Source organism: Arthrobacter sp. S2(2024) (assembly GCF_036662515.1).
GTDB lineage: Bacteria > Actinomycetota > Actinomycetes > Actinomycetales > Micrococcaceae > Arthrobacter.
This window is the reverse complement of record NZ_JAYKZI010000004.1, coordinates 19461-40609: the sequence shown is the minus strand read 5'-3', so window position 1 is coordinate 40609 and position 21149 is coordinate 19461. Positions and strand designations below refer to the sequence as shown.

The window sequence follows — 21149 nt, the reverse complement described above, 5'->3', positions numbered from 1 at the left end:
GCCTTGGCTCGATGCCATTAGCGGACCCTAGCCCATGACGAGCATCAAAATGAAGTAGATCGCTCCGCCGACCACCGAGTAGATGGCAAACGGTGTCAGGGTCCGGGTCTCGAAGAAGCGAAGCAGGAACTTGGTGGCGAACCATGCGGCGACACCCGCGCACAGCGCCCCCACCAGGAACACGCCACGCTCGTCGGCCATGGCCGGAGTGAAAAGGTCAGGCAGCTTGAGCACGGCGGCCGCGCCGATGATCGGCGTGGCGAGCAGGAAGCTGAAGCGCGCGGCGTTCTCGTTGTTCAGCCCGGACAGCAAACCGCCGGCCATGGACGAGCCGGAGCGGGAGATGCCCGGGATCAGGGCGGCTGCCTGGGCCGTTCCGATTGCCAAGGCGCGCTTCCACGGCAGGGTGGCGATTTCGGCGTCGGAAGCCGTTGCGGTGGCGGGCTGCTCCGCGGCACGGCGGCTGTCTCTTGTCCGCAGGCGTTCGGCCCCGAAAAGGACCAGACCGTTGACCACCAGGAAGGCCGCGGCGATCAGCGGGGAACCGAAGAGGTTCCGGATAGGCTTCTCCAGGACCAAACCGATGATTCCCGCAGGCACGGTTCCAACCACGAGGAGCCAGCCGAGCTTTGCATACGTGTCTGACGGAGCAATCTTCCTGTCCCGGATTGAACGGCCAAGGCCCTTGGCAATCTCAATCCAGTCCCGGAGGAAGAAGAAGAACAGCACAATTGCTGTAGCCAGGTGGGTGGCAATGAGGAAGTTCAGGAATTCCGGCGCCTTCTGGTCCAGGCCCCAACCGAAGAGCTTGGGCAGGATGACGCTGTGGCCGAGGCTGGAAATCGGGAAGAGCTCGGTGATTCCCTGCAGCAGGCCCATGACGATGGCCTGGATCATATTAATCATGGGCTCGATCCTAGCCAGTACCGGTTACTGCGAGATGAACGTTTGCTGGGAGGCAGCCGGGTGCCAGCAGGTGAACGCGGTCGATAGGGTAGGTGGCTAATATCGACCAATGACCCAAGAACGATGGCGGCAGGTTTCCGAATGGCCCATGGTGGCGGCAGTGGTGCTGTTCCTGGTGGCCTATTCATTCCAGGTGATTGCCAATCTCAGCGAGGCCCAATCCACGGTTGTTGACACCATCATTTGGGTCACGTGGCTGGTGTTTGCCCTGGACTATGCGATGTGCCTCGTCTTGGCGCGGCGGCGCGCCAAGTGGTTCGTGCGGAACCTGCACGAATTGCTGATCCTGGCACTCCCGGTCCTCAGGCCCTTGAGGTTGTTGCGGCTCGTGACACTCCTGAAGCTGCTTCATCGCACAGCCGGGAACGCCATGCGAGGCCGGATCCTCACTTTCGTCCTCGGGTCCGCGGCCCTCCTGACGTACTGTGGTGCGCTCGCCGTGCTTGATGCGGAGGAGAACGCCGCCGGCGCTAACATCACCAACTTTGGCGACGCCATCTGGTGGGCGATGGTCACCATCACCACCGTCGGCTACGGGGACCACTACCCGGTGACGGTGGTGGGACGCTGCGTTGCCGGCGGCTTGATGGTTTGCGGAATCGCCGTCCTGGGCGTCGTGACCGCATCGGTTGCCTCTTGGCTCGTTGAACAAGTCTCTTCCGGAGCTGCGGCGGCCGCGACAGTCGCCGAGGAACCCATGAAGCAGGAGATTCGCCGGCTGGCTGAGCAGGTCGAGCGCTTGAGCGCGCTTCTGGAAAACGCTGACGGCGAGCTACGAGGCGGCGTGGTCGGAGCCCGCGGCGACCACTCGCCGCCGCCTTAGCCCGCCCGTCCCCGTAGCTCGCCGTCGAGGTGCGTCCTTAGTCCCTTCCGCGGACCGGGATGCTCGCGGAAGAAATCAAGACGGCGCTCTTCTCTTCGTTGGTGGCCGGACGGATCTGGCCGCGTTCCGGGACGAAGACGATGGCCTCATCTTCCTGCTCGGGGGCGTTGACGAAGGAACGGAAGCGGCGCAGCCGTTCCGGGTCCTTCAGGGTCGCGGCCCACTCGTCCTCGTAGGACCCGACGTGCTTGGCCATGGCGGCCTCGAGCTCGTCGGCGATGCCGAGCGAGTCCTCGACGACCACCTGGCGCACGTGCTCCAGGCCGCCGTCGAGCTCTTCCTGCCAGCGGGCGGTGCGTTGAAGCCGGTCGGCGGTGCGGATGTAGTACATGAAGTAGCGGTCGATGTACTTCACCAGGGTCTCGTCGTCCAAGCCGCCGGCAAGGAGCTGGGCGTGGGCGGGGTTCGCGCCGCCGTTGCCGCCGACGTATAGGTTCCAGCCTTCCGAAGTCGCGATCACGCCGACGTCCTTGCCACGGGCTTCGGCGCATTCGCGGGCGCAACCGGAGACGCCCATTTTGAGTTTGTGCGGGCTGCGCAGTCCCCGATAGCGCAGCTCGAGGTTGATGGCCATGGAAACAGAGTCGAGCACACCGAAGCGGCACCACGTGGAGCCCACGCAGGATTTCACGGTGCGCAGGCTCTTGCCGTAAGCCTGGCCGGATTCCATGCCTGCGTCAATGAGCTCGCCCCAGATCTCCGGGAGCTGTTCGAGGCGGGCCCCGAACATGTCGATCCGCTGCCCACCGGTGATCTTCGTGTAGAGGCCGTACTTCTTGGCGATCGTCCCGATGACCACGAGCTTGTCCGGTGTAATCTCCCCGCCCGGGATGCGGGGGACCACCGAGTAGGTGCCGTCCTTTTGCATGTTGGCCAGTGCGCGGTCGTTGGTGTCCTGCAAGGTGCCGCGGCCGGCGTCGAGCACGTACGCGGAATGCTGGGAGGCCAGGATGGACGCGATGGTGGGCTTGCAGATGTCGCAGCCCGCGCCGGTGCCGTATTTGGCCAGGATGTCCTCGAAGGAGGTCAGCTCCAGCACGCGGATGGCGTCGAAGAGCTCCTGCCGGGAGAGCTCGAAGTGCTCGCACAGGGCCTTGGAGACTTCGATGCCGGACTTCTTTAGTTCCCCTTCGAGGAGCTTCTTGATCATCGCGACGCAGGAGCCGCACTGGGTGCCGGCCCGGGTGCAGGCCTTGAGGCCTGGCACGTCGTGGACCGGCTCCTTGCCTTCGCATGTCCCGCACGCGTTGACGGCGTCCCGGATAGATCCTGCGGCCACGTTGTTGCAGGAGCACAGGATCGCGTCGTCCGGGAGTTCGGTCTCGGGGGCGTCCCCGCCGGCCGCGGTGAGGTAGGCGCCGGGTTCGGCGGGCAGTTCCCGGCCCAGCAGGGGGCGCAGGCTCATGTACGGGGTGGCGTCGCCGACGAAGATCCCGCCGAGGAGGGTCTTGGCATCGTCAGTGGTGACGATCTTCTGGTAGACGCCGCGTGCGGGGTCGGCGTACACGATCTCCAGGGAGTGCTCGGTCTTGGCGAACGCATCGCCGAAGCTGGCCACGTCCACGCCGGAGAGCTTGAGCTTGGTGGCGGTGTCGAAACCCGGGAACGTCGCTTGGCTGCCGTGCAGCCGGTCGGCCACGATCTCAGCCATCGTGTTCGCCGGAGCCACGAGCCCCAGGCACATGCCATCGAAGTTGGCGACTTCACCAATGGCGAAGATGCCGGGGATCTCGGTTTCGCAACCATCGGAAATGACAACACCGCCGCGAGGGCCAATCGTAAAGACCTGCTCCTCACCCTCCGCTGCACGGAAGAGCTCGTCGCGGGGCCTGACCCCGATCGCGACGATCACGATGTCGGCGTCGATGATGCGGCCGTCAGCCATGAGGACGCCGGTGACCTGGCCGTCGTCGGACAATACTTCCGAGGGGAACACGCCGCCGTGGATTTCGAAGCCTTTGTCCTTGATGAGCCGGCCCATTGCCTGGCCAGCGCCTTCGTCGAGCTGCGTGGCCATCAGCCATGGCGCACCGTCGATGACGATCGGGGTGGCGCCAAGCCGCTCAGTCCCGGCGGCCGATTCAAGGCCCAGGAGGCCGCCGCCGATTGTGACGGCTTTGATCCTGCGTCCCAGTTTCGCGGTGAGTTCGGTGATCGCCTTGTTGATGGCCCAGACGTCTTCGAGCGTTCGGTAGACGTGGGTGTGTTCGGCGCCCGGGATCGGGAGGCGCGCGGCGTTCGAACCCGTCGCGACCACGAGTGCATCGTATTCGTAGCTGTTGCCGGCAGCGGTTTCCACGGACTTGGCTTCGGGGTTGATCTTGACTACCCGCTCGCCAGTGCGCAGGTCCAGGGCTTCGTGGTCCCACATCGATGCATGCCCGAGGGTGAGGTCGTAGTCCACCTCGATGAGCGCCTTGCTCAGCGTGACCCGGTCGTAGGGAAGGTGCGCTTCCTCGGTCAGGACCGTGACGTGCCAGCCCTCGAGGCCGCGGGTATGCATGGCATCGGCAAAACGGTGGGCCGCAGGGCCTCCGCCCGCGACGACAATGCGGCGCGGGTTCTCTGAAGGGGAAGTATGTCCGGTCACTGGCGGCCTTTCGCATGTGCCGCAGAACCGTCATCCGCGACTTGTCACTTCAGACTAAAGACGCGCAGTTTCGCGTCAGTTTCCCTTTTGTTTCGGGGGCTTAACTTCGGCATCACGGTGAGGATTGCGGTTATGTGAGGTCTCCTTTACGAGCAGGACACATTGATTGCATTCCGGCGAAACATGGCGGGCCTACCGTGAAGTTGTGGCCGCAAACGGCCCGTGCCGGATGGCGGAATTGGATCCGCCGGACCGGCAGGCTAAGCGATAGGGGCTGAAATGACCGTAATTCTGGATCGTGAAAAGGAACAACAGCAGAGCGCACCGACCGCGTCCGGCTGGCACCGCGTCTGCGCGATCGACGAGCTGGAACCGGCCTGGGGCGAAGCTGCCCTGGTCGGAGGCAGGCAAGTAGCGCTCTTCCGCACCACGCCGGATCAAGTCCTGGCCGTATCCCAGCAGGACCCCGCAACCCTCTCCAACGTCATGGCGCGGGGAATCGTCGGTTCCAGGGGCAGCCGTCCCACGATCGCCTCGCCGCTTCACAAAGAGGTGTACGACCTGGAAACCGGCGAATGCTTTACCAACCCCGAACTGCGGCTTGCAAGCTACGCCACCCGTTTGGTGGACGGATATGTCGAAGTAGCCGTCTAGGCTGCATCAGGGGCGTCCCGGCGTCGCTGCCCCTACTGGCAGAATGGCCGATATGGACGCACCCAAGCAGTTTCCCGCAGTCGAGCTCCGCATAGAAATTCGCGATACTGATCCGCTCATTTGGAGGCGGGTGGTCCTCCCCGAGTCGGCCACCGTCGCTGTGCTGCACGGAAGCATTCAGACGGCCTTCGGTTGGAAGGATTGCCACCTTTACGGCGTTAGCGGTGTCGATCGTAAGGGCGTCCGCCGGATCATCATCGGAACCGACGACGACGGCGTGCAACCCGGCGCCGAGCTTGCTGCCGATGTCGGGCTGCTTGAGCTCATTGACCCGGCCCGGCCGGGTAAAGCTCCGCTGGAGTACGAGTACGATTTTGGTGATTCGTGGATTCACGAGATCGAGGTCGTGGGCCCGGCCACTCTCCCTGAAAACACCGTTGCCTGCCTCGATGGCGCGATGCGGGGACCCCTGGAAGACTCCGGCGGGGCAGCGGGCTACGCGAATGTGGTGGCCGTGCTTGGCAACCCTGGCCACTCCGAGCATGGCCAGTGCGCGAAGTGGCTCGAATTGGTAACCCATCAGCCGGCAGCCGATTTCGACCCCACCGACTTCGATCTCGTCGCGGTGAATGGGCAGCTGCGCCAACTGGCACGACGGATCTGGCCGGGCGACGCTACACCGGAAGACAGGGAGACCGTCCTTGGCCCGGTTTCGTGGTTTCTAAATGCAGCACACCCGGACGGGCTGGAACTGACATCCGCCGGCTACCTCAAACCCGCAATAGTCAAACGGGCCATGACCCAGCTCGGCTGGGATGATGAGTGGCCGATGCCGGGGCGAAATGAAAACAACGTTGTTCCGATCCTGGACCTTCGTGAACAACTGCAGGATTGGAAACTGTTACGCAAGTTCAAAGGAAGGCTGGTCCTCACCCCCGCTGGCCGTCACGCTGTGCAGGATCCTGCAGCCCTGTGGGACTATCTGGCCGAGCGGTTCGCCTTTCCGCAGCACGGCGTCGACAAAGAGGTCATGCGCCTGCTGGTCCATTGGGCTGTTAGCGGCGAGGCGCCCCCGTACAACGTGCGCCGGGAAGTGATTCAGTCGGCGCTCCACGCAAAGGGTTACCGGATGCCTGGCGGCACCGAGATTCCCTTGGATGACGCCTGGCACCTGGATCTGGACAACAGCCGGACCCTCCGGTGCCTGGCGTTGCGGGAGTCGGCCAGCTGGAGTCTCCGGAACTCGGAACTGTCTGACGGCGGGCTCAAGTTCCTGCTCGACGTGCAGCGCCGATTCGGGGACCGCAGCTACTGAACTGGCTATCGCCGTCGAAAAAGCAGCAGATGCCCACAAGAAGCGATTCTGTGGGCATCTGCTGCCAGTTCGCGCCTTAAAGCGCGCCACGCGGAAGGTAAGGGATTTGAACCCTTGGTGCGGGGTTACCGCACACTGGTTTTCAAGACCAGCTCCTTAGGCCGCTCGGACAACCTTCCCTGCCTAGTAGTGTTTCATAGGGAGTTGGCTGTGCCAAAAACCTGCCTCCGCGATTAACGCGGTTAAGGTGTCTGAAAGGCCAATTGCACTGAGCAAGATCGGGAGCACTCTATGAAAGCCGTCTACATCTCCGAACCGGGCGGACCCGAGGTTCTGGAAATCCGCGACGTCCCTGCTCCGGTTCCCGGCCCCGGCGAGGTTCTCATCGACGTCGTCGCCGCAGGTCTCAACAGGGCCGATGTCCAGCAGCGCCGTGGTTTCTACCCGCCACCACCGGGAGCGTCCGACATTCCAGGCCTTGAAGTCTCCGGCCGGATTGCAGCGTTCGGGCCCGAGGTGAGCAAACCGTTTTCCGTGGGTGACAAGGTAGTGGCGCTGCTTTCGGGTGGCGGCTATGCACAGCAGGTTGCTGTCCCCGCGGAGCAGGTCTTGCGATTGCCCGACGGCGTGGATCTGGTCACCGCCGCGTCCTTGCCTGAGGTAGCCGCCACGGTGTACTCGAACCTCATCATGACTGCACAACTGCAAGCGGGTGAGACGGTACTGATCCACGGCGCCACTGGCGGCATCGGCACCATGGCCATCCAACTCGCCAAAGCGTACGGTGCCACGGTCGCGACGACGGCCGGAACGGCCGAAAAGGTCGGAACCGCGAAAGCCTTCCTCGGAGCCGACATCGCCATCAACTACGCGGAAGAAGATTTCGCCGAAAGCCTCAAGGCACAAAACGGCGGCAAAGGCGCGGACGTGATTCTCGACGTCGTCGGTGCCAAATACCTGCAGCAAAACGTGGAAGCACTCGCGGACTACGGAAGGCTGGTGGTGATCGGGCTGCAAGGTGGCGTCAAGGGCGAACTCAACCTCGGCCAGCTGGTCAGCAAACGTGCGGCGATCATCGGCACAGCGCTGCGCCCGCGGCCGGTCGCCGAAAAAGGTGTCATTATGAACGCCGTCCGCGAATCGGTCTGGCCGATGCTGGCCGACGGCCGGATCAAGCCGCTTGTGGCCAAGTCGTTCCCTTTGGAGCAGGTCCGCGAAGCCCACCAGTACTTCGATTCCGGCGAGCACATGGGCAAGGTCCTTCTGCTGCTCTAGCGACATCCGCAAAAACCGGCAGCACGAAGGAGAGCGATGTCCATCCGGTACAGCATCCTGGCATTGCTTCAGGAGCAACCACGCTACGGCTACCAATTGCGGGCGGCGTTCGAGGAACGCACGGGAGCCGTCTGGCCGCTGAACATCGGGCAGGTGTACACCACGTTGAACCGGCTGGAGCGCGACGCTTTGGTCCGCAAAGAGGGCGACGACGGCCGAGGCCACGTGCTTTTCAGCATCACCGACGCGGGGACTGCGGAGATCCGCCGATGGTTTTCAACTGCGGTGGATCGTGGAGCGCCGCCGAGGAACGAATTGGCCATCAAGCTGGCGTTGGCCGTCTCGACGGCGGGGACCGACGCACACGCTCTCATCCAGGCCCAACGTGAGATATCCCTGCGGGAACTGCAGGAGTACACCCAGGACCGCAAGGACCTGGCCGCCAACCAAAGAGTGACCGACACCGCCAGGCTGCTTGTCCTGGACTCCCTGATCTTTCATGCCGAGGCGGAGGCCCGCTGGCTGGATCTTTGCGAAGCCAGGCTGGTCCAGCAGTCCAATGGCGCCAGCAACGGCGTGATCGGAATCGTCCGAGGCAACGGGACAACCACCGCATAGACTGCTCCGCAGGGGAGGTGCTGACATCGAAACATTGACGAATGCCGACGTCCGGATCCGCCTGCTTGGCCCCGACGACGCCAGCGCGCTGATCAGCCTGGCGGAGATGGATAACTTGTTCGACGAAGATCCTTCAGTCCCGCCGTCGGGCGCGTTGACGTACGACGGCGCCCGCTCCTTCCTGGGCGACGCCGCCGTGCTGTTTTGGCTGGCTGAGCTCGGCGGGGGGATGGTGGGATTCCTCCACTGCTGCATTCAGCGCCGCCGTAATGCCGGGCCCTGGGCGGAACTGCTCCTCATGGAAATGGGGACCCATGCGCAGTGGCGCCGCCGCGGTATCGGCCGGTCCCTTCTGGCAGTCATGGAGGAGTGGATGCGGGAACACGGGCTGGAAGAAGTCTGGGTCCCGGCCAACCTCTATGCAACGGGTTTCTACGAAAAATGTGGTTTCGCTAAGGACGAAGGCGAAATACTGGTCAAGGCGCTGGGCTGAGTTGCGGCACATGAGAGTATGAACGCATGAGCGATCAGGACGACACTCAACCCAGTGGCGAGAGTTTTGACGACATCCCGGTGGAGGGCACAACCTTGGACGCTGGCACGGCACAGAGCACATCGGAAGCGGGCCCCAGGGCCGACGGGAAGCCTGGCGCCAAGAAGGGCAGCACCCTCCAGGACCTCGTCGACGAACCAGCCAAGGTCATGCGGATCGGCACCATGATCCGCCAGCTCCTCGAAGAAGTGAAGAGCGCTCCCCTGGACGAGGCAGCGCGCGGACGCCTTGCCGCGATCCACGAACGCTCCATCAAAGAGCTGGAAGAGGGCCTCGCTCCGGAACTAGTGGAGGAGCTGGAACGTATCAGCCTCCCTTTCCCTGAAAATGCGACCCCTTCCGACGCTGAGCTCCGGATTGCGCAGGCGCAGCTTGTCGGCTGGCTCGAGGGCTTGTTCCACGGAATCCAGACCGCCATCGCCGCCCAGCAGGCAGCCCGGGAGCACGCTGTTGCCCAGCTGCAGCTTCGCCAGCTCCCGCCCGGAACCATGATTGCTCCCGGAGTCGTTATCGGGGAGAACGGTGAGCCCCAGCGTGCCCACCTTCCCGGCAAAGAAGCGGAACCAGGCAAACCTGCTCGAGTTGAAGATCCGGACCACGGTCCGGGCCAGTACCTCTGAGCGCTGGTTTGGGATTCTTTGGGGCCGTCCGGCAGGGGCGGAAGGATGACGCTGAACTTGGCAAAGGATTGTGGCGCCGTGCCCACGACCGCTTTCACCGCGGCCTTGATCGCTATCACCAGGTGCTGGAAGGTGTCGAAGACGAGCAGCTCTACGGCGAACTCGTAGCCATTGCCAACGAACTGGCGGACTTGTCGTCCAGGGTACGTGCGGTCTGCGTGGAGGCCCAGCTCCGTTCGCCCAGTGACGGGCTGGATATTCCGGGATCGCTCGCAGGTGTCCATCGCGCGCTGTCCAAAGCGGGTAACTCTCTTGCCACGACGGCGGAGGCGGCCGCGATGCTGCGTCTCGCCGTCGGGCCCGTTCCTGTGGGTGCGGCTTCGGTACGGCGACGCGCCGAAGCCGTTTACGAGCACGTCGAGGAAGCCGAACGGTTGCTCGGGACCAAAGCCGGCTCATAGAGTTCGGCGAGTTAGGTGCAGACGCGTCTATTCCCACGTAACAACTATTAAGCGCCTAGCTTAGAGGGGCTGGAATCCGTAGCCACCCCGTGTGCACGGCTGGCAGGATGGAAGCCATGACTTCGTCACCGAACCTTACTTTTAACGACGGCAACTCCATCCCCCAGCTCGGCTACGGGGTGTGGCAGGTTGAGGACGATGTAGCCGAAAAGGTAGTGCGTCAGGCCTTCGACGCCGGCTACCGCCACATCGATACCGCCAAGATCTACGGCAACGAGGCAGGTGTAGGACGCGCCATAGCATCCTCCGGCCTCAAGCCCGAGGAAATCTTCATCACCACCAAGCTGTGGAATGCGGACCAGGGCTACGAGTCCACGCTCGCGGCTTTCGAAGAGTCCATGAACCGCCTCGGCTTGGAAACCCTTGACCTGTACCTGATCCACTGGATGCAGCCCAAGCAGGACAAGTTCGTGGACACGTGGAAGGCCCTCATCGAGCTCCAGAAGCGCGGACGCATCAAGTCCATCGGCGTCTCCAACTTCAGCAAGGAAGGCCTGCAGCGCCTGATCGACGAGACCGGCGTGGTTCCGGCGATCCACCAGATCGAGCTGCACCCGTTCTTCAACCAGTCTGAACTCCGTGAGTTCGCCGCTGCGCGGGGCATTTTGACGCAGGCCTGGTCGCCTCTTGGCCAGGGTGGCGAGCTCCTTGAGAACGCCGCCATCGCACAGATTGCTGCCAAGCACGGCGCCACCCCGGCGCAGGTGGTTATCGCTTGGCACCTCGCGATCGGCAACGTTGTGATCCCCAAGTCCGTGACCGAGTCCCGGATCCAGGAGAACTTCGCAGCCCTTGGCGTCACCTTGGATGAGGCCGACATCGAGGCCATCAACGGCCTGGACCGAGGCGCCGAAGGCCGCATCGGACCGGATCCGGCAGTCTCGGACTTCGCATAGTTCTTAACTCGCGCAGTTCACAACGCGGGATCTCGCAACGCGGGGTCACTTACGGCCCATTCAGCGGCACCAAATGGGCCGTAAGTGACCCCGCCTTGCCCGGAGGGGAGCGCTTGGGGCGGTGTACTTCGAAGACGTCCTGGTGCCTATTTTGCGGCATCAGCACGCAGCTCGCGCAACCACCCCAAGGCTTCTTGTTCATCGGAGAAATACCGGGTGGGGCACTGCGGTGCGGGGAGCCCGTGCCTGCCGTGGGCAATGACACGATCCACCGGCGTGCTACCCAGAATCGCGAAGGCCGTGATAGTGGCCGCTTCGCTGAAGAATCGGACGGCGTCGCGGCTGACAGACTCGACGCCGATGACCTGAAGTAGGACCGCAGCGCCCCTTCCGCCCGTCAGCGCCAGGTACCGCTCCTGGACAAGACCCCCGTCTTCTGCGGTGATTCGGCCTCCTGGGCGCAAAATGATCCTGAGGATCCCTTCACCTGCGTCCTCAATCCTGACATTTTCATGTTCAGGGCTGAACCCCGCTCCACCGCCGTCCACGCCGGAAACGGTGTTGACCTCTGCGTCGTGGTGTAATTCGCCCTCGGACTGGACCAGTGTTGTCATCAAATCCCCCAGATGTGATTTCACTGCGACTCCATTGACGCAATCCCCGGATGAGCAACATCGGGTGTGATCACAGTAACGGTGAGGTTGCCCGGCGTCCATGATTGGTAAGTATGCGGAGTGTTTGCCCGCGGGAGCCTGTCTGGAATCGAGTTACGGGCACGGCGAAGGGCGCACCCCGCTGGGATGCGCCCTTTGCTTTACGGGTCAGGTCAGTCCTTTTTGAAGGCGTCCTTGACCTTCTCGCCGGCCTGCTTCAAATCGCCCTTGGCTTGGTCGGCCTTGCCTTCCGCCTTCAGGTTTTCATCGCCTGTGGCGTTCCCGGCAGCTTCCTTGCCCTTGCCGCCAGCCTTCTCGGCAGCGTTCTCAATCTTGTCGCCTAGTCCCATGGTGTTTCCTCCTCTGGTTCGGCAGCCGATCGATACGGCCGTTACTACATACTAAGCATGCTTCGGGTTTGGATTTCAAATCCGATTCGGCCTTCCCGATGGCTAGGCGCCTCTACCACCCCGGGGACTCGACGACGTTGCCGTCACTCCGGAGGCACCCCGCCGGATAAGGCCAGGTTCTATCGTCGGTTCGACATTCTTGGTTCACTAGCAAGAAACGCACTTTGCAACGCGGATCGGGGCGCCTCATGGATGATCGTCGCACGGGCTTCACTGTTGCATTCCCCGAAGCGAGGAAATACAGAGCCGTCAGGATCATGTCGGGAGTTTTCTTCCTCCTGTTCTGGATCCTGTCGGGTGTCACCTTGTTCGGGTCGGCTGAACTTCCCAAATGGCCTCTGTTCATCGTCGCGGGAATCGCGATGGCTTTCTCTTTCGGGTTGTCCACGTACGAGAAACGGAAGTGGAAGGGGCTTGCTCTCATCTTCGACCGCAGATTCGCAGAAGAGTTCACAGCGCACACCGAGTGCGACTACCCGCAGGATGTGGACATCTTGAGCGTCCAACGGTCCATCGCCGTCCGAAGGCTCGAAGGGTCCGTCTTGCTCTGGGGCGTAAGCCGGTCCAAGGATGGATTCAGAGTATTTCCGATGACCTAAGAGCGCGCGTTGTTCCGAAGGCCCTTGATGCGGCCCGGAATATGGGATGTCTGTTCGGACGGGGGATAAACTCTGACGATGGGGGATTCGAGGGACAACGAAGGCATCTTCGGGGAGATCACCGGAGGCTCGGCATCTGGGCCACGGAAAGTGCCGGAACGTATTCCGCTGTGGAAGCTCGAAGAAATGCTGGGAGAAGGTACGCCGACGCCGACTGCCTGGCGCGAAGCAGCTGATCCTACCCCGCGACCCAAGAAACTGCGGCGGGTTGCTAGAGCTGCTTCGATCGTCGCCGGGATTGTTGTGCTTCTGGCTGGGCTCTATTTCGTAGGCCCCTTTGTGCCCGGGCTGAACGGACTTGGTGGACTAAATGGCATCGCCAATCCGGGTGCGATCGGGCCCTTGGCACCCGGCGGTCCTGCAGCCGGCGCGGCGGCGCTCCAGGCAAAGGATCATCCACCGGCGGGTATCGGGGAAAACCCGGGCCCCCTTGGTCAGCCTGCACCGCTGACCGTGACCAGCAAGTCATACGCCTTCCTGCAGAAGGGTGAGGACGGCAGTCCGGTCACCTATGATCCGTGCCGGGCGATCCATTACGTCACCCGCCCCGACAACTCACCGGCAGTCGGCCCCGAGCTCATCCAGGAAGCTGTCACTGCGATCTCCCACGCAACTGGACTGACCTTCGTCAACGACGGCGACACGGCAGAGGCTCCGTCCGCGGGCCATCGGTCATATCAGAAGGATCGGTACGGGGACCGTTGGGCTCCGGTGCTCATCGCCTGGGAGACCCACGCCGAACAACCGAAATTCACGAATCCCGCGCAAGGGGAAACTGTCATGGGCCTGGGAGGCAGCGAAGCTGTCAGCTTTGGGAATACCGGCTTCACCTACGTCAGCGGGCAGGTGGAGCTGAACGGCCCTGCACTCCAACGGATGTCGGCGGAACTCGGAACGGAACAGGTGAGGGCCGTGATCGAGCACGAGCTCGGTCACGTGGTTGGCCTGGACCATGTCAACGACCCTAGCCAGATCATGAATCCCTCGGAGACCCTAGGAGTGGTTTCGTTCGGCGCCGGCGACCTCACCGGACTCTCCCTCGTTGGCCAAGGAAAGTGCCAGCCCACTTTGTAAGGGAGCGGGACAGGCATGCTCTATCCTACGATGCGCTCCTTGACCCCCATTTGCTGCCGAACGCATCGATTGCTCCTTGCAAGAGGGTCTGGATTGCATGAGGGCCGCCGTCGGGATTTGAGAGATCCCGGATGGTCAATGCAGCGGTCCGCGCTGCTACAAACCGAGGTCTTTGACCGCGGTGACCCAGTTGTGGGCGATCGCATTCTGGGCAGCTGACAGGGTGACCTTGTGGGTGCAGATGGCCTTGTGCAGAGTGTTCTCCACCGCGTCTTTCGGGTTCGTGGTGCCCGTGGCGCTCGCCTTGTTCGGCTCAGGCCACAGATTCGACACGGAGTTGGTGCCGCCGAGCTCAAGGCTGATGAGATGGTCGTATTCCGTGGTCTTCGCGGCAGTCTGGCCGTATTCGCGCAGGCTCTCGGCCTTCACCTTGTCCGTATTCGAAGCGGGCGGGCGCACCGTGGCAGTATAGCCGCTCATGCAGATCGTCGAATCGAGGTTCTCTTGGGTAACCGCGGGATCTGTTGCCCCGGGAGTGCAGGCCGGGTCCGGCAGGTACTCGCCCGTGGCGGCGTCGACCACTTTGGCGGAACACTGTCCGGCAGCAAGCTGCTCGTCGGTAGCGACCATGCCGGGGGAGTGGATGGACTTCACGGCTGCAGCCGCTGCACCCGAGGGGGCGCCCCCGGGAACGGGCGCCACTGCCTGGGGAACGGCCGGCGACGCGGCCTTGGTCATAGCATCGGCGGGGTGGGTTCCCTGCTGACATCCGGCGAGGGCCAATGCAGCAAAGAGGAACGCGGCGGGCAGGGCGTGGCGATTGCGGAAGTTCATGACCCTCAAGTGTTCGGCGGCTCGAAAGTCCGTCCTCCGGAAAGGGGACGACGGGCGGAAGCCGGTAACTCCCGCCCATCTTTTCTATCCTGTTGCCTGAACTTCGCAGCGCCCGGCGCGCCGGGCAGCCTACTCGCCCCGGGTCTCAGCGCCTTCGGCGACCTCACAGAGCTTCGTGGACTTCATGCAGCCGAAGGACTGGCCACGGGTACACAAACCCTGCGGGCAGGGTGCGGGCAAATAGGGCCACCTGGCCAGCTGTGCATCACGGATGAAGGAGGTACCGGGCGATGAGATAGAACGCAAAATCGGCGACACCGATGATCATGCCCGCGATGGCGAGCCCGCGACCACGCAACCCGCGCTCTCTGGCCCGCCGGAAGCCTAGGCCTGAGATGGCGGTCCCGAGCGGGCCCGCCATGGCAAAGACGAAAAGCCCGACGCAGCTGATGATGAAACCCGCTATTGCCGCCTTGCTGAACGGAGCGCGTGGCTGGACTGGTGCGTATGGATTAGGTATCTGCGGGGCGTCGGACCGCCAGCGCTTTTCGGGAGGTGGAGGAACACTGCTCATGAGGTCTGTTCTTTCTCCTGGAATGGTGTCAGGCGAGCCTACGATATGGCGTGGAAGCATGCCTGCAGGCAGGGAATCCGCTGGTGTGTCGGAGCCTTGAAAACGAGCTACCTACTCTGATGCCGGACGGACGTCGCGCCATTCATTTCGTTCACAGGTAGCCCGCTGCGTTACTGGCCACCGGTCCTTCTGCTCGCCGCAATCATCTTGACGATTCTGAACAACCTCGGCCATGACCATGTAGGTGAATCCCCTGGCCGAAACGAATGGGCAGTTTCTGTGTAGCATGACGTTCAGTGACAGCGAAGCGTCGATTGCCTGTGGGGAGGGTTTGAATGGCCGAGGTGAGGTTCGTTCCACGTAGCCAATGGGACACGCTGCCTGTCCAGCCGCCGGCGGGAATGTGGCTGATCCGGGCCGTTCCTTTCATCAAAGGGATCCTGGCCGCCTTGGGGGTTGGAGCACCGCTGGCGCTGATCGACGCCGCCACCCACTATGCCTTCCCGACGTGGATACCTCTGGTGCCCCTTTGGCTTGCCATCGCCCTGTGCGCCGGGGCCATGGTGATCGCTGTCCGCGCGATCCGCCCCTACTACGCCGAGCGGAAACTCGGCTACACAACGTGGCCAGAGAAAGACCCGGCACCGGGGCCAAGCGGCAGATGAACCGGCTCACGAAGTCTAAAGGCCGACTTGGTCCGGTGGAATCCCCAGAAGGCTCACGTGCTTCACACCATTAAGGACCAGGGCGGCGGCGCGGTCCCGACCGCGCCGTGGGAGCCGACGGTCCGGTATCCCGTGCTCAAGGGTTTCAGCGCCGCAGCCTGGCAGCGGACCTCCACAACAAGTCTCCTGGCCTTCCTAGGCACGGGCATACTCATGGTTGGGTTTGCGATCGCCAGCAACAATGGCGCCGGTGTTACCAACCTCGCCATCGCGTTTTACTGCATGCTCCTGCTCGCAGGACTCACCGCGGCCGTGTCGGGCGCGGTCTCCACCTTCAAGGGCCGCAGAGAGTATCGGCATGGCTACACGACCCTGCAGAGCTTCTCAAAGTACGGGATGTACTACAGGACGCTCCCTCAACTCGACCCGCGCTCCGGCGTGGAAGTCAGGGCCGCCGGGGAGCCGAGGCTTGCGCAGTCGGAGCTCACCAAACGCTGGGCCGCTTCCCGCGCCCTATATCCCCGCGCGGTCAGGATGTCCCGGCAGGACGCAGCCGAGGCGGCCGCGACGGCGAGAAGAATCAATGAGACAAACCTGGAACTGGTGAGGGCGAAGTCAACCCGCGCCCGACTCGTCAACAGATTCGGCGCCGCCGCCGGGAACATGCGCGCGGACGCCCGAAAGTACACGTTCGCGGCCCTCCTGACCGCCGGCGGCGGAGGCCCGGCGTTGATTGTCGGCCTCATTGGCGTGTCTGAAAGAAATCCGGTCTGGGTGCTTCCTGCAATTGTTCAAGCTTCCGTCATTGCCGTGCTAGCTCTGATCGGCCGCCGGAAGAACGCGCACGCTGCGCGGCTTGCGGCGGAGTTTCTAGGAGTGGCCACCGAGGACCTTCCTCCGTGGACGAGCGTCGGCACACCGGATTCCCTGTTCGCGCAGGACCACGGACCGAGCGGATCTACAGCTCCTGCGAAGAGCATTTCGCCACCGTCCGATTGATCGACTGACCAAGGCGACGGCGTTCCCATCCCGATTGCGCGAAAGCGAACCGGAAGGCGCGCAGTCACGGGATCTGGTCGCCATAGCGAACCGGGTAACCGAGCCCTTCCGCGGCTCCAAGGACCCCCTCCGGCCATTCGGCCATAAATATCCACGGCATGTTCTCCTTGGCGAGGAAGTTCACCGGAGTCCAGGAAAAGATGAAATGCGGACGCCCCGGATAGATCTCGCGGACGGCCGAACGCTCGAGCCGCCAAGGGCCGAAGCGGCGCGCCCACCACCGGGACCGGGGGCAGAACTCAAGCTGCGAGGCGCTCATGGTGAGTATGACCCACGGCCCTTGGATCCTGAACCGTCCGGGGATCGAAAGTCCACCTCTGAAAACGTATGTCATTCGGTCACCCGGGGTTTGTGTCCAAGTACGCCATCCGGCCTCTGTCTGTGAGGTAGAACGGGGAGCAGTAATTTGCGGTGTATTCGCCGGTGCTTGCCATCTCGGCGGCGGTCAGCTCATTGCCATTGCCGTCAACACGCATGCATCGTCCTATCGCAACATGGAGTGCCTCCGCCGCTTTGTCCGTTTCGTCCGAAATGACCAGGAAGAACGGTGAAGGCCCCTCCCAGCCATCGAAGATCCCCTCAGACCGCTCGCCCTGACTTTCAAAAATGTCCGGATCGACCGTCACGTTTGCCATGCTGTCCCCCTGATAGCCGCCACTTGGAGCAGCTCGGGAGTGAGCGTCAACGCAGCACGATGCGAACATCGTCTGCCACGGAACGTCGCTGGTCAAGGTTCTCGGTGTTGGCAACGGTATGCAGACAAGACCTCAGGCGCGCGCACGGCACGGTCTCTCAGTAAAGGCTGCGTTCCGGCCGGACCTCTGTCGCGGCAGGATGGTAGCCCTTACTCTTTGGTCAAGGGCAATCAGTGGAGGGGTGGCATTGGGGAGAAGTCTCAAGGAACTGGGGTCGCTCCCGTTGCCGCTGCGTGTGGCGTGGATGACGTTTGTCGGCACCGTTCTGGTCACCGTCACCGACACCTCGGGAGCAGTTGCGCTGTTCCTAAGTGGCCCTGCTCAGTGGCGGTTTTGGCGAGGTGATTCGATGGCTCCTGGAGTGTTATTCGGGCTCTTGATGGTCGTCGCGGGCCTGTTTAGTTGGGCTATCGCACGGCCGCTGGCGCGTCGCGCTGCCAAGATCCGTACGTGGGTTTCGGCTACTGCCGATCTCGCGTGGTGGACACAGCGAAGCACCACCCAGGTTCGCGTCCTGGCGGTCTGTTGGATTGTCCTCGGATTCATCATCGCGATTCTTTCCCTGACGGCCGGCCTGTAGAGGTCCTCATGAGGCCAGTCATGCGATCGACCAAGCCACGGACAAGTCAGTGCTTCCGAGGGACGTTTGCTCGAACGTCAGCGGCCTGGATTTCATCGAGCACCCAACGCCGGTACCTCGGGTGGCCCGGGTATTTCTGACGAAGATAATCCCTGACGACCTTCCCCGGTCGACGCTCGTCGTTATAGCCGAGTTCCCGAGCGAGTTCGGCAGGTTCATAAGTCGCCACAACTCAGGGTCTAAGCGGTTTTAGAATCAACGAGACGAGAGCACCCAACGCCAAAACGCTCCGGCCAACGGCCTGAGGGCCCGGACCTCGGAACAAAAAATAAGCCCCGCCAAATCCGTGGAATGGCGGGGCTTTTCGAGCTTCCTATCAGAATCGAACTGATGACCTTTTCATTACGAGTGAAACGCTCTACCGACTGAGCTAAGGAAGCACCGCGTTATCGTCCGGGTACCGGCTGAATCACGCAAGATACAACTGTAATAGAGTCACCTCGTCCGGGTCAAAACAGCCCGGCGCGGAGCTCCCTTGGCGCCGTTGTTGCGGAATTCACCCGCTCGTCGCGCCGGGTTCAGGCCGCCGTAGCGGACCGGGGGCAAGCTGGGCGGACTAACGTGGCCGCACGATTTCGGTCATCAACCAGCGAAGGGGCGCCATGAGCATGGACAGCAGCAAGAGGATCAACGCGGACGACGCCGGGGCGCACCGTGCGGAGCGGCTGCGGCTTGCTGTCTTGGATATGGTGGGCACCACGATTACCGACGATGGCCGTACCGAGCGGGCGATGTCCCTCGCCCTGCAGGAGACCGGCGTCGAGCCTGGTTCGCCCCGTTTCGAAAGCATGCTCGGCTACGCCCGGGACACCATGGGCTTTTCAAAGCTGACCGTTTTCAGCCACCTTTTTGAAGAAGCCCAACGGGCCGAGAGCGCCAACAAGGCCTTCGAACGCGCCTACGACGATCTGATTGCCGACGGTGGCGTCCGGGCTATTCCAGGTGCTGAGGAAACCATCGACTGGTTGCGAGACTCTGGCGTGAAAGTTTGCCTGGCTACGGGCTTCGGCCGGCACACCCAGAACATGGTGCTCGAGTCCCTGGGCTGGATGGGGAAGGCCGATCTCAGCTTGTGCCCGGCCGACGCCGGCCGCGGGCGCCCTTACCCGGACATGATTCTCACGGCAGTCTTGGCCCTTGACCTGGATGACGTCCGCGAGGTCGTCGTGGTGGGGGACACGAGCTCGGATATGTTGTCCGGCCTTCGCTCCGGCGCCTCCGCCGTGGTGGGCGTGCTCACTGGCTTCCACTCCGAGGCGGCCTTGCGCGCGGCCGGCGCCACCGCCGTCGTGCCCTCGGTCAAGGATCTTCCTGCGTTGCTTGAGCCCCGCGCGGCACGGCTCTAGCGCGGGCGCCTCAAGTTTGCGAACAAGCTCAGCACATAGTCCCGTCTGAAGGCGCCGTTCCATTCACGAAGTAGTTGTCCACGGCGTCGGAAACGCACTGGTTGGAGCGGCCGTAGGCGGTGTGGCCTTCGCCCTTCCACGTCACGAGGGAAGCATTGCCGAGTTGTTTCCGCAGGGAACCAGCCCAGGCGACAGGCGTCGCGGGGTCCCCGGTGGTGCCAATAACCACAACCGGCGCCGAGCCCGTGTACTTCACGGGAGCAGGCGTGTGCACGGGCTTGTAGGGCCAGTCCTTGCAGTTGATGCCGCCGTAAGCGAAGTAGTAGCCGAAGGTGGGGGAGAGCTGCTTCAGCCGTGCTTCCTCGGAACGCATCCCGGCCGTGTCCGTGACCATGGGGTAGTCAAGGCAGTTGATGGCGTTGAACGCGAACTGGGTGTTCGAGGTGTAGGTGCCGTTCGGGTCCCGGTCTGCGCCGAAGTCGGCAATCCGAAGCATGAGCGACACGTCGCCCTTGAACGCGGCCACCAGGGCCTGGGTCAGGACGGGCCACGATTCGTTGTCGTAGAGCGGGGTGAAAATACCGCTGACGAACGTCGCCCCGGTGACCAGCCGCCCGTCCTTTGCGCGCTTGGGATTCTGCTCGACGTCGGCAATGAGGTCCTGGATCTGCTGCACGCCATTATCGACGCTGCCGGTCATCGGGCATCCGGATCTTGCCTGGCAATCCGCCACATACGTGCGGAGCTCCTTTTCGAACGCCTCGGCCTGCCCCGCAGTGAGGTCCTCGTTGTTGAGGGCCGGATCCACAGCGCCATCCAAAACGAGCCTGCCGACGTTGTTCGGGAACAAGGACGCATAGGTGGCGCCCAGGGACGTTCCGTAGGAGAAGCCCAGGTAGTTGAGTTTTGCGTCGTTCAGCACTGCACGGAGGATGTCCATGTCCTTGGCGGAGCTGGCAGTGTCAATGTGCGGCAGGGCGGGCCCGGATTTTTCCACGCACTTGGTATTGATGGCCTTGGTGTCGGCCAACGCCGCGGCGATGCCTTGGTCGGTTTCGTAGTTGTAGACCTTCTCGCGGGAAGTGTCCCGCTCGGCATCGCTGAGGCACGTCACCGGCGCCGACCGCTTGACGCCGCGGGGATCGAAGCCCACCAGGTCGAAGCTGGACCGCAGCTTGCTGGTGAAGTGGGTTTTCGCCGCGTCCCTGACGAAGTCATAGCCCGAAGCGCCGGGGCCACCGGGATTCACCAGGAGTGAACCCTTCTTTGTGCCTTGGCTCTGGAGCCGGATGGCCGCGATGGAGATGCTGTCACCATCGGGTTTGGCATAGTCCACCGGCACTTTGATGTTGGCGCACTGGAATCCCTGCTCACAGGACGTCCAGTTCACTCTTTGGGAGTAGAAACTCTCCAGTCCTGCCGGCGCCGCGGCGGCGATGGACGCATCCGGGGTGCTGACGTTGCCGGACCCGTTGCCGGCACCATCGTTGGGCGCCGGTACCGAGAAAACGCAGCCGCTCAGCAGCAGGCTCGCGGAGACCGTGGCAGCGACTGCCGCTGCCACCCGCCGCAGTGAGGGGAACCGTGTCCGGGAACTGGACCCGGCGGGCCGGCGTCGTGCGGGGGTCATGCGTTTCTCCTCAGGCTGG

At 63.0% G+C, this 21149-nt stretch carries 24 protein-coding genes and 2 tRNA genes; 15 read left to right on the top strand and 11 right to left on the bottom strand.

The features are described 5' to 3' along the window. Positions 1 to 27: 27 nt before the first annotated feature. Positions 28 to 906: an undecaprenyl-diphosphate phosphatase gene (locus VLA65_RS09625; RefSeq protein ID WP_284988775.1), complete on the bottom strand. Its 879-nt coding sequence runs from the start codon at positions 904 to 906 to the stop codon at positions 28 to 30. Positions 907 to 1015: 109 nt separating this feature from the next. On the opposite strand from VLA65_RS09625, the gene VLA65_RS09620 reads away from it, so the two are divergent. Further along, the gene (locus VLA65_RS09620) at positions 1016 to 1789 is read left to right on the top strand and encodes a potassium channel family protein (protein WP_332602369.1); all 774 of its coding nucleotides are present in this window, start codon (positions 1016 to 1018) and stop codon (positions 1787 to 1789) included. A 37-nt stretch (positions 1790 to 1826) separates the two neighbouring features. Here the strand turns inward: VLA65_RS09620 and nirB are convergent, their stop codons facing one another. Continuing rightward, positions 1827 to 4439: a nitrite reductase large subunit NirB gene (nirB, locus tag VLA65_RS09615; protein WP_332602368.1), complete on the bottom strand. Its 2613-nt coding sequence runs from the start codon at positions 4437 to 4439 to the stop codon at positions 1827 to 1829. A 279-nt stretch (positions 4440 to 4718) separates the two neighbouring features. Between nirB and nirD the strand changes: the two genes are divergently transcribed. Both nirD and VLA65_RS09605 read left to right on the top strand, forming a co-directional pair. Continuing rightward, on the top strand, positions 4719 to 5093 hold the full coding sequence (nirD, locus tag VLA65_RS09610; protein WP_332602367.1) for a nitrite reductase small subunit NirD: 375 nt from the start codon (positions 4719 to 4721) through the stop codon (positions 5091 to 5093). Between the two features lie 52 nt (positions 5094 to 5145). Beyond that, positions 5146 to 6408: a plasmid pRiA4b ORF-3 family protein gene (locus VLA65_RS09605; protein ID WP_332602366.1), complete on the top strand. Its 1263-nt coding sequence runs from the start codon at positions 5146 to 5148 to the stop codon at positions 6406 to 6408. Between the two features lie 91 nt (positions 6409 to 6499). Here VLA65_RS09605 and VLA65_RS09600 read toward each other — a convergent pair. Further along, positions 6500 to 6587: transfer RNA gene (locus tag VLA65_RS09600), tRNA-Ser, on the bottom strand. 112 nt (positions 6588 to 6699) lie between these two features. On the opposite strand from VLA65_RS09600, the gene VLA65_RS09595 reads away from it, so the two are divergent. From VLA65_RS09595 to VLA65_RS09570, 6 genes are all read left to right on the top strand, one after another. Further along, positions 6700 to 7683: an NAD(P)H-quinone oxidoreductase gene (locus tag VLA65_RS09595; RefSeq protein WP_332602365.1), complete on the top strand. Its 984-nt coding sequence runs from the start codon at positions 6700 to 6702 to the stop codon at positions 7681 to 7683. A 36-nt stretch (positions 7684 to 7719) separates the two neighbouring features. Next, positions 7720 to 8301, top strand: coding sequence for a PadR family transcriptional regulator (locus tag VLA65_RS09590; protein ID WP_332602364.1), 582 nt, complete (start codon positions 7720 to 7722; stop codon positions 8299 to 8301). Between the two features lie 34 nt (positions 8302 to 8335). After that, a complete protein-coding gene (locus tag VLA65_RS09585; protein WP_332602363.1) occupies positions 8336 to 8794 on the top strand; it encodes a GNAT family N-acetyltransferase in 459 nt (152 codons plus the stop codon). Positions 8795 to 8820: 26 nt separating this feature from the next. Continuing rightward, on the top strand, positions 8821 to 9474 hold the full coding sequence (locus VLA65_RS09580; protein WP_059388643.1) for a bacterial proteasome activator family protein: 654 nt from the start codon (positions 8821 to 8823) through the stop codon (positions 9472 to 9474). 8 nt (positions 9475 to 9482) lie between these two features. Then, a complete protein-coding gene (locus VLA65_RS09575; protein ID WP_284988782.1) occupies positions 9483 to 9935 on the top strand; it encodes a hypothetical protein in 453 nt (150 codons plus the stop codon). 116 nt (positions 9936 to 10051) lie between these two features. Beyond that, positions 10052 to 10891: an aldo/keto reductase gene (locus VLA65_RS09570; RefSeq protein WP_284988783.1), complete on the top strand. Its 840-nt coding sequence runs from the start codon at positions 10052 to 10054 to the stop codon at positions 10889 to 10891. A gap of 146 nt (positions 10892 to 11037) precedes the next feature. Here VLA65_RS09570 and VLA65_RS09565 read toward each other — a convergent pair whose 3' ends face one another. Continuing rightward, positions 11038 to 11529, bottom strand: a complete 492-nt coding sequence (locus tag VLA65_RS09565; protein ID WP_306962689.1) for a DUF7793 family protein — start codon at positions 11527 to 11529, stop codon at positions 11038 to 11040. 188 nt (positions 11530 to 11717) lie between these two features. Beyond that, on the bottom strand, positions 11718 to 11894 hold the full coding sequence (locus VLA65_RS09560) for a CsbD family protein (protein WP_059388645.1): 177 nt from the start codon (positions 11892 to 11894) through the stop codon (positions 11718 to 11720). A gap of 248 nt (positions 11895 to 12142) precedes the next feature. On the opposite strand from VLA65_RS09560, the gene VLA65_RS09555 reads away from it, so the two are divergent. Then, positions 12143 to 12553, top strand: coding sequence for a hypothetical protein (locus VLA65_RS09555; RefSeq protein WP_332602362.1), 411 nt, complete (start codon positions 12143 to 12145; stop codon positions 12551 to 12553). A 78-nt stretch (positions 12554 to 12631) separates the two neighbouring features. Beyond that, positions 12632 to 13687, top strand: coding sequence for a matrixin family metalloprotease (locus VLA65_RS09550; RefSeq protein ID WP_332602361.1), 1056 nt, complete (start codon positions 12632 to 12634; stop codon positions 13685 to 13687). Between the two features lie 156 nt (positions 13688 to 13843). Here the strand turns inward: VLA65_RS09550 and VLA65_RS09545 are convergent, their stop codons facing one another. Both VLA65_RS09545 and VLA65_RS09540 read right to left on the bottom strand, forming a co-directional pair. Next, a complete protein-coding gene (locus tag VLA65_RS09545) occupies positions 13844 to 14521 on the bottom strand; it encodes a hypothetical protein (protein WP_332602360.1) in 678 nt (225 codons plus the stop codon). Positions 14522 to 14786: 265 nt separating this feature from the next. After that, entirely contained in the window at positions 14787 to 15095 is a 309-nt protein-coding gene (locus VLA65_RS09540; protein WP_332602359.1) for a DUF4190 domain-containing protein, read from the bottom strand. Between the two features lie 335 nt (positions 15096 to 15430). Here VLA65_RS09540 and VLA65_RS09535 point away from each other — a divergent pair, with 335 nt between their 5' ends. Both VLA65_RS09535 and VLA65_RS09530 read left to right on the top strand, forming a co-directional pair. Then, on the top strand, positions 15431 to 15760 hold the full coding sequence (locus VLA65_RS09535; protein ID WP_332602358.1) for a hypothetical protein: 330 nt from the start codon (positions 15431 to 15433) through the stop codon (positions 15758 to 15760). 57 nt (positions 15761 to 15817) lie between these two features. Then, a complete protein-coding gene (locus tag VLA65_RS09530; RefSeq protein ID WP_332602357.1) occupies positions 15818 to 16759 on the top strand; it encodes a hypothetical protein in 942 nt (313 codons plus the stop codon). Between the two features lie 64 nt (positions 16760 to 16823). Here the strand turns inward: VLA65_RS09530 and VLA65_RS09525 are convergent, their stop codons facing one another. After that, positions 16824 to 17078, bottom strand: a complete 255-nt coding sequence (locus VLA65_RS09525; protein ID WP_332602356.1) for a hypothetical protein — start codon at positions 17076 to 17078, stop codon at positions 16824 to 16826. Positions 17079 to 17157: 79 nt separating this feature from the next. Next, complete coding sequence (locus VLA65_RS09520) at positions 17158 to 17454, bottom strand: hypothetical protein (RefSeq protein WP_332602355.1); 297 nt, start codon at positions 17452 to 17454, stop codon at positions 17158 to 17160. Positions 17455 to 17863: 409 nt separating this feature from the next. Here VLA65_RS09520 and VLA65_RS09515 point away from each other — a divergent pair, with 409 nt between their 5' ends. Then, positions 17864 to 18094 (top strand): hypothetical protein, encoded by a 231-nt coding sequence (locus VLA65_RS09515; protein WP_332602354.1) that lies wholly within the window; start codon positions 17864 to 17866, stop codon positions 18092 to 18094. Between the two features lie 367 nt (positions 18095 to 18461). Here VLA65_RS09515 and VLA65_RS09510 read toward each other — a convergent pair. After that, a tRNA-Thr gene (locus tag VLA65_RS09510) sits at positions 18462 to 18534 on the bottom strand. A 228-nt stretch (positions 18535 to 18762) separates the two neighbouring features. Here VLA65_RS09510 and VLA65_RS09505 point away from each other — a divergent pair. After that, positions 18763 to 19500, top strand: coding sequence for an HAD-IA family hydrolase (locus VLA65_RS09505; protein WP_306962736.1), 738 nt, complete (start codon positions 18763 to 18765; stop codon positions 19498 to 19500). 28 nt (positions 19501 to 19528) lie between these two features. Here the strand turns inward: VLA65_RS09505 and VLA65_RS09500 are convergent, their stop codons facing one another. Beyond that, positions 19529 to 21130: an alpha/beta hydrolase gene (locus VLA65_RS09500; protein ID WP_332602353.1), complete on the bottom strand. Its 1602-nt coding sequence runs from the start codon at positions 21128 to 21130 to the stop codon at positions 19529 to 19531. Positions 21131 to 21149 lie beyond the last annotated feature (19 nt).

What these genes read in the sequence shown, in the direction of transcription:
- VLA65_RS09625 (WP_284988775.1), bottom strand. Translation starts at nt 906, where the DNA reads ATGATTAATATGATCCAGGCCATCGTCATGGGCCTGCTGCAGGGAATC.
- VLA65_RS09620 (WP_332602369.1), top strand. Translation starts at nt 1,016, where the DNA reads ATGACCCAAGAACGATGGCGGCAGGTTTCCGAATGGCCCATGGTGGCG.
- nirD (WP_332602367.1), top strand. Translation starts at nt 4,719, where the DNA reads ATGACCGTAATTCTGGATCGTGAAAAGGAACAACAGCAGAGCGCACCG.
- VLA65_RS09605 (WP_332602366.1), top strand. Translation starts at nt 5,146, where the DNA reads ATGGACGCACCCAAGCAGTTTCCCGCAGTCGAGCTCCGCATAGAAATT.
- VLA65_RS09595 (WP_332602365.1), top strand. Translation starts at nt 6,700, where the DNA reads ATGAAAGCCGTCTACATCTCCGAACCGGGCGGACCCGAGGTTCTGGAA.
- VLA65_RS09590 (WP_332602364.1), top strand. Translation starts at nt 7,720, where the DNA reads ATGTCCATCCGGTACAGCATCCTGGCATTGCTTCAGGAGCAACCACGC.
- VLA65_RS09580 (WP_059388643.1), top strand. Translation starts at nt 8,821, where the DNA reads ATGAGCGATCAGGACGACACTCAACCCAGTGGCGAGAGTTTTGACGAC.
- VLA65_RS09570 (WP_284988783.1), top strand. Translation starts at nt 10,052, where the DNA reads ATGACTTCGTCACCGAACCTTACTTTTAACGACGGCAACTCCATCCCC.
- VLA65_RS09560 (WP_059388645.1), bottom strand. Translation starts at nt 11,894, where the DNA reads ATGGGACTAGGCGACAAGATTGAGAACGCTGCCGAGAAGGCTGGCGGC.
- VLA65_RS09555 (WP_332602362.1), top strand. Translation starts at nt 12,143, where the DNA reads ATGGATGATCGTCGCACGGGCTTCACTGTTGCATTCCCCGAAGCGAGG.
- VLA65_RS09550 (WP_332602361.1), top strand. Translation starts at nt 12,632, where the DNA reads ATGGGGGATTCGAGGGACAACGAAGGCATCTTCGGGGAGATCACCGGA.
- VLA65_RS09545 (WP_332602360.1), bottom strand. Translation starts at nt 14,521, where the DNA reads ATGAACTTCCGCAATCGCCACGCCCTGCCCGCCGCGTTCCTCTTTGCT.
- VLA65_RS09540 (WP_332602359.1), bottom strand. Translation starts at nt 15,095, where the DNA reads ATGAGCAGTGTTCCTCCACCTCCCGAAAAGCGCTGGCGGTCCGACGCC.
- VLA65_RS09535 (WP_332602358.1), top strand. Translation starts at nt 15,431, where the DNA reads ATGGCCGAGGTGAGGTTCGTTCCACGTAGCCAATGGGACACGCTGCCT.
- VLA65_RS09525 (WP_332602356.1), bottom strand. Translation starts at nt 17,078, where the DNA reads ATGAGCGCCTCGCAGCTTGAGTTCTGCCCCCGGTCCCGGTGGTGGGCG.
- VLA65_RS09520 (WP_332602355.1), bottom strand. Translation starts at nt 17,454, where the DNA reads ATGGCAAACGTGACGGTCGATCCGGACATTTTTGAAAGTCAGGGCGAG.
- VLA65_RS09515 (WP_332602354.1), top strand. Translation starts at nt 17,864, where the DNA reads ATGGCTCCTGGAGTGTTATTCGGGCTCTTGATGGTCGTCGCGGGCCTG.
- VLA65_RS09505 (WP_306962736.1), top strand. Translation starts at nt 18,763, where the DNA reads ATGGACAGCAGCAAGAGGATCAACGCGGACGACGCCGGGGCGCACCGT.
- VLA65_RS09500 (WP_332602353.1), bottom strand. Translation starts at nt 21,130, where the DNA reads ATGACCCCCGCACGACGCCGGCCCGCCGGGTCCAGTTCCCGGACACGG.